The organism is Thermobacillus sp. ZCTH02-B1, assembly GCF_002159085.1.
Classification (GTDB): Bacteria; Bacillota; Bacilli; order Paenibacillales; family Paenibacillaceae; genus Thermobacillus.
In genome coordinates, this window is the sequence record NZ_LZRU01000036.1 from 1 (window position 1) to 5875 (window position 5875).

9 protein-coding genes are annotated in these 5875 nt (G+C 66.6%); all 9 read left to right on the forward strand.

The features are described 5' to 3' along the window. Positions 1 to 120: 120 nt before the first annotated feature. Complete coding sequence (locus tag A9Z00_RS14235; RefSeq protein WP_483316326.1) at positions 121 to 513, forward strand: DMT family transporter; 393 nt, start codon at positions 121 to 123, stop codon at positions 511 to 513. 1 nt (position 514) lies between these two features. After that, complete coding sequence (locus A9Z00_RS14240) at positions 515 to 832, forward strand: DMT family transporter (RefSeq protein WP_296978881.1); 318 nt, start codon at positions 515 to 517, stop codon at positions 830 to 832. A 115-nt stretch (positions 833 to 947) separates the two neighbouring features. Beyond that, positions 948 to 1709: a DODA-type extradiol aromatic ring-opening family dioxygenase gene (locus tag A9Z00_RS14245; protein WP_296978884.1), complete on the forward strand. Its 762-nt coding sequence runs from the start codon at positions 948 to 950 to the stop codon at positions 1707 to 1709. A gap of 132 nt (positions 1710 to 1841) precedes the next feature. Beyond that, a complete protein-coding gene (locus tag A9Z00_RS14250; protein WP_296978887.1) occupies positions 1842 to 2801 on the forward strand; it encodes a hypothetical protein in 960 nt (319 codons plus the stop codon). 39 nt (positions 2802 to 2840) lie between these two features. Next, positions 2841 to 3725, forward strand: coding sequence for a DUF72 domain-containing protein (locus A9Z00_RS14255; RefSeq protein WP_296978890.1), 885 nt, complete (start codon positions 2841 to 2843; stop codon positions 3723 to 3725). A 7-nt stretch (positions 3726 to 3732) separates the two neighbouring features. Further along, positions 3733 to 4566, forward strand: a complete 834-nt coding sequence (locus tag A9Z00_RS14260; protein ID WP_296978893.1) for an aldo/keto reductase — start codon at positions 3733 to 3735, stop codon at positions 4564 to 4566. Positions 4567 to 4705: 139 nt separating this feature from the next. Continuing rightward, positions 4706 to 5137 carry an RrF2 family transcriptional regulator gene (locus A9Z00_RS14265; RefSeq protein WP_296978898.1) on the forward strand — a complete coding sequence of 144 codons (432 nt, stop codon included), beginning with the start codon at positions 4706 to 4708 and terminating at the stop codon, positions 5135 to 5137. Positions 5138 to 5215: 78 nt separating this feature from the next. Further along, positions 5216 to 5527 carry a thioredoxin gene (gene trxA / locus A9Z00_RS14270; protein ID WP_296978901.1) on the forward strand — a complete coding sequence of 104 codons (312 nt, stop codon included), beginning with the start codon at positions 5216 to 5218 and terminating at the stop codon, positions 5525 to 5527. Positions 5528 to 5720: 193 nt separating this feature from the next. Beyond that, on the forward strand, positions 5721 to 5875 hold a 155-nt coding region (locus A9Z00_RS14275; protein ID WP_296978906.1), incomplete at its 3' end, for a UPF0236 family transposase-like protein.

Sequence of the window (5875 nt, forward strand, 5' to 3'; positions counted from 1 at the left end):
GTTCCGCGCCGGGCAGCCGGCAGCCGCGCGGGCATGCCGGCTTGCAAACCCGCCCGGCCCCCGCCTATACTGTTCACAAACGCGTCGCGCCGCGCGAAATGTGGAAAGGTCAGGTGCAGCATGACGTTCAGATTCAACATGGCATGGTTCTACGTCCTGATCGGCGGGCTGCTGGATGTCGGCTGGGCCTATGGCATGAAGGTATCGAAAGGTTTTACCGAACCGCTGCCGAGCGCGGTCACGATCGCGCTGCTCATCCTGAGCTTCTGGTTTTTCTCGAAAGCGATGACGATGCTCGAGATCGGTGTCGCCTACGCCGTCTTCACCGGCATCGGAACGGCCGGCACGGCCGTTGTCGGCATGCTGTTCCTCGGCGAATCGACCGATCCGCTGCGCCTGTTCTTCCTGGCGCTGCTCATCGCCGGCATCATCGGTCTCAAACTCATCACGCCGGACGACGCGCCGGACAAACCGGACGCCCCGGACCGCGCATCGGAAGGAGCGTCAAGCTGAGATGGCCTGGATCTGGCTGCTCATCGCCGGCGCCGCCGAGATCGGCGGCGTCACGTTCATCAAGCTGTCGGACGGGTTCCGGCGTTGGAAACCGACGGTCGGCTTCGGCATCTCGAGCGCCGTCAGCTTCTATTTCCTCTCGCTCGCGCTGCGGGACATCCCGATCGGCACCGCGTACAGCATCTGGACGGGCATCGGCGCGGCGGGCAGCGTGCTGCTCGGCATGGCGCTGTTCGGGGAGTCGCGGGATAAGCGCAAGCTGCTGTTCATCGCGATGATCATCGCCGGCGTCGCCGGCCTGAGATTCCTGGGCGCTTGAGGCGGCCGCGCCCCGGCCCGGGCCCGTAAGGCGCGGGCTCCGGCCCGTGAACCGCGGACCGCATGAGCGGCCGATAAGCGGCCCCATGCACGACGGAAAGGAGTGCTCCGACCCCGTGATGCCCTCGCTCTTTCTTGCGCACGGATCGCCGATGCTCGCGATCGGGGACGGCCCGTACGCCGCGTTTCTCGCGGACCTCGGGCGCCGGCTCCGCCCGAAGGCGATCGTGATCTTCTCCGCGCACTGGGAGAGCCCCGTGACGACGATCTCCTCGACGGACGGGACGTACGACACGATTCACGACTTCGTCGGCTTCCCGCCCGAACTGTACCGGATCCGATACCCGGCCCGCGGTTCGACGGCCGTCGCGGACAAGGTTGCCGAGCGCCTGCGCGAAGCCGGCATCCCCGTGCGGACGGATGCCGACCGCGGACTCGACCACGGCTCCTGGACGATGCTGCTCCGCATGTATCCCGAAGCGGACATCCCCGTCGTTCAGGCGTCCGTGCATCCCTTCCTGCCGGGGGAAGAGCAGATCCGGATCGGCGAGGCGCTGGCCGGACTCGGCGAAGCGGACATCCTCGTCATCGGCAGCGGCGTCACCGTGCATAACTTCGCCGAAATCCGATGGAGCGGCGGCGATCCCGAGCCGTGGGCCCTCGAGTTCGACGACTGGCTGATCGAACGCAGCGCCGCGAAAGACCGCGCCGCCCTCGCCCGATACCCGGAGCTCGCGCCGATTGCCCGCCGGGCCGTGCCGCGCCCGGAGCACTTCGTGCCGTATCTGATCGCGTTCGGGGCGGGGACCGGCGAGGCGCAAGTCCTTCACCGTCATTACGATTACGGCACGCTCAGCTATCTCTGCTTGTCGTTCTGAGAATCCCGGGACGTCCCGCCGCACGCCCCCGGCACAGGCGCGAACCGCCCTGCCGGGGGCGCGCTTCTTTTTTCGGGTAGATTCGACGAAGCACGGATACACTATCTGGAAAAAAGGAAAGGCGGAACCACCATGCGGCGCTTTCTCCTGACAGCGGCGATCATGGCATCCATCATCCTGCCGGTGCTCCGCGCGCCGGCAGCAGGCATCTCCGCGGCCCAGGCGGCCGGGTTCGCCTTCGCGCCGTCCGTCCGGCAACAGGGAACGGAGTCGGCCGTTCCCGCGCGCATCCGGGGCCGGGCGGACCGGTGCGCCTCCGCTTCGTTGCACGGGCCGGACGGGCTGGCGCGGCGCGCAGCGTTCACCGTGTTCGCGCCGCGGGAGCTGCCGGCGGGCTGGATTCCGGCGGTCTGCGCGTACCCGACGGACAGGCGCGGGATCGGCGGCCTGCGCATCCATCTCCATGCGGCCTGGACGGCGCTGCCGGCGGCCGGCGCCCTCGAACCGCGGATCGCCGGCATCGCCCAGACGCGGGCGATCGCGTCCCGGCTTGCGGCCGGACACGGCCGGCCCGTGCGGCTGAGGGGCACCGTCGCGCGGTTCATGCCGTGGCATCCGGCGGCATTCGACGACGGACGCCCCGTGCACGGCGGCATCCTGCGCTGGATCGAGCGGGGCACGCTGATCGAGATCGACAGCCGCATCCTGACGAAGAAGCAGATGATCCGGCTGGCCGAAAGCCTGGCGCCCGTGCCCGCCCGGAATGCCGGAGTGCCGACGGCCGGGAATCTGATGCCCGAACGCGGCCTGTCCGCCGGCAATCCGGCATCCGCATCCGACCCGCTCGTTGAGAATCCGGCGACGCTGTCCGATCCCTCCGATGGCAGTCCGGGATCCGCGCCCGGCCCGGTCGACGGCAACCGGCTTCCCGCACCCGAACCGTCCGCCGGGTTCGGCACGCCCGCCTCCGGCCCGCCGGTCAAATTCCCGCCGCCGAAAAGGCCGAAACCCGCGGTCGGCCTGCCGTTCGGACCGCGATTGCCATTTTCCCCCGGCGGTTCTATACTGGGACCTGGAGACATTCGGGCGTGACGTCGGCCCGGGTGCGGCCAGGCGCAGGGAGGGACGCGGTTGATCCGGATCGGACTCGCGGGCTGGGGCGACCATCCGTCGCTTTACCGGCATGCCCGGCGCGGAAGCGGCCGGCTGGCGGAATACGCCGGCTGGTTCGACATCGTCGAAGTCGACGCGACGTTCTACGCGATCCAGCCGGAACGGACGATGGCGAAGTGGAAGGCCGAGACGCCGGACGGCTTCGGCTTCATCGTGAAGGCGTACGGAGGGATGACCGGGCATGCCCGCGGCGGCACGCCCTATCCCGATGCGGCGTCCATGTTCGCCGCGTTCCGCGCGTCGATCGAGCCGATGCGCGCGGCGGGCAAGCTGCTCGCCGTCCTGTTCCAGTACCCGCCCTGGTTCGACTGCACGCGGGCGCATGTGGACAAGCTGCGCGAGGCGCGGGCGCTGATGGACGGCATCCCGTGCGCGCTCGAGTTCCGGCACCGGAGCTGGTTTGAAGGCGGCATGCGGGAACGCACGCTCGCGTTCATGAAGCGGGAAGGCTGGATCCACAGCGTGTGCGACGAACCGCAGGCCGGGGAGCGTTCGGTTCCGGCCGTCGCGGAGGCGACCGACGCGGATCTGACGATCGTCCGGTTCCACGGCCGCCATGCGGCCGGCTGGAACGCCGGAGGTCCGGGCTGGCGCGACGTGCGCTACCTGTACCGCTACTCCGAACCGGAGCTGGCCGAGTGGGTGCCGCGGCTCGAGCGGCTCGCCGGGCAGTCCGGGACGGTATGCGTCATTTTCAACAACAACTCCGGAGGCGACGCCGCGGACAACGCCCTGCAGCTCATGCGGATGCTCGGCCTGCGCCCGCCGCGCGGCGGCTTCGATCCGCCCGCGGAGCCCGAACAGATGGACTTGCTGGATTTCCAAACCGAGGAGAAGGAGTGATCGTTCGATGGCCAACGTGCTGCATGTGGCCGAGACGACGACGCTGAACAACGGCGTGCAAATGCCGTGGTTCGGGCTGGGCGTCTACAAGACGCAGGAAGGGCCGGAAGTCGAGACCGCGGTGGCCGCCGCCCTCGAAGCCGGTTACCGGCTGATCGACACCGCGGCGCTGTACGGGAACGAGAAGGGTGTCGGCAACGCGATTCGGGCGAGCGGCATCCGGCGGGAGGACGTATTCGTCACGACGAAGGTGTGGAACACCGACCAGGGCTATGACGAGACGCTGCGCGCGTTCGAGGCGAGCCTGAACCGGCTCGGCTTCGATTACGTCGACCTGTACCTGATCCACTGGCCGGTGAAGGGCAAATACAAGGACACCTGGCGCGCCCTCGAGCGGATCTACAAGGAAGGCCGGGCGCGCGCGATCGGCGTCAGCAACTTCCACATCCATCACCTGGAGGACCTCATGGCGTCGGCCGAAGTGATGCCGGCCGTGAACCAGGTCGAGTGCCACCCGCTGCTCACGCAGGTGGAGCTGCGCCGGTTCTGCCGCGAGCACAACATCGCCGTCCAGGCCTGGGCGCCGATCATGAAAGGCAACCTCGACCTGCCGGTGCTGCAGGAGCTTGCGGCGAAATACGGCAAGACGCCGGCCCAGATCGTGCTGCGCTGGGATCTGCAGAACGACATCCTGACCATCCCGAAGTCGGTCCGTCCCGAGCGCATCCGCGAGAACGCGAACATCTTCGACTTCGAGCTGTCGGCCGAAGACATGGCGAAGATCGACGCCCTGAACGAAAACCGACGGTTCGGTGCGGACCCCGACAACTTCAACTTCTGATCCGCGGCGGGGCCGCGCAACGCGCGTCTCCTTCGCCGGGACGAGCATGTCCCGCGGTTTCGTGGAGAACACTACGGGCGGGCGGCGTTGACACCTCGAACTGTAACGAATATAATTACAGTAAGAAGCGAGGTGCCCCATGAACAGCGAGTTCACCATTGCGGTGCACAGCCTCGTCCTGCTGGCCTATCTGCCCGGGCGGATGGCCTCCAGCGAGACGATCGCGGAGAACGTCCAGACGAATCCCGCCCGCATCCGCAAGGTGATGGGCGTGCTGCGCAGGAGCGGCTTCGTCGAGACGCGCGAGGGGATGCGCGGCGGCTACCGGCTGGCGGTCGAACCCGGCGAGGTGACGCTCGGCGACATCTACCGCGCGATGGCCGCGGGCTCGCTCATGCCGACCTGGTGTTCGGGCGATCCGGAGATGGACTGCGTCGTCGGCTCGAACATGCGGAAGGTCATGGACGGCATATTCTGCGAGGCGGAGAAACGGCTGGAAAGCTATCTTGACAGCGTCACGATCCAGCACGTGCTCGCGCGGATTCGCGAATGCCGGGAGCGCCGAGCTTGATCAGACCCACGCATGAAGGTTTCCGGAGCGCGGCGGCGCTTCAATCACCCATTCGAAAAAGGAAAGGAGTCCAGAGCGATGGCAATCGAACTGACGAAGGAGAACTTCCAGTCCAGCATCGCCGAAGGCGTGACGCTGGTCGATTTCTGGGCGCCCTGGTGCGGCCCGTGCAAAATGCAGCTTCCGATCGTCGAGGAGCTGTCCAAGGAGCTCGAGGGGCAGGCGAAGATCGGCAAAATCAACGTCGACAACGAGCCGGAGATCGCGTCCCAGTACGGCGTCATGAGCATTCCGACGCTGATCCTGTTCAAGGACGGCCAGCCGGTCGACAAGATGGTCGGCCTCACACCGAAGGAAGCGCTCAAGTCGAAGATTTTGGCCCACGTGTAAGCGGCGGGCTTCGGAGCGGGGCAGCCTGCGCATCGCCATCTTCGCGGGGAGAAGGCGGACGCGGGCTGCCCGCTTTTTTCGGTTAGAGTAAAATTTGCGTGGGGGTAAAGTCTGGAAAAAGCGAACATAGAAAAAGAGCTTCTCCCTTGGTATGTGAATTTGCTGAAACACGCACCAAGAGGAGGAAGCTCCTGTGCAGCACTTTACCACAATCATTCCCTCAATGAAAGAGCTTGAGCAGTGGATGTTGCGGGAGATGCAGGAAGCGTTCGCCAGCGCGATGAAGACAGCGTTGGAGATGTTTGATCAGATCATCCTTGAGCAAAGGGATCGCCAGCGTTTTCGCGT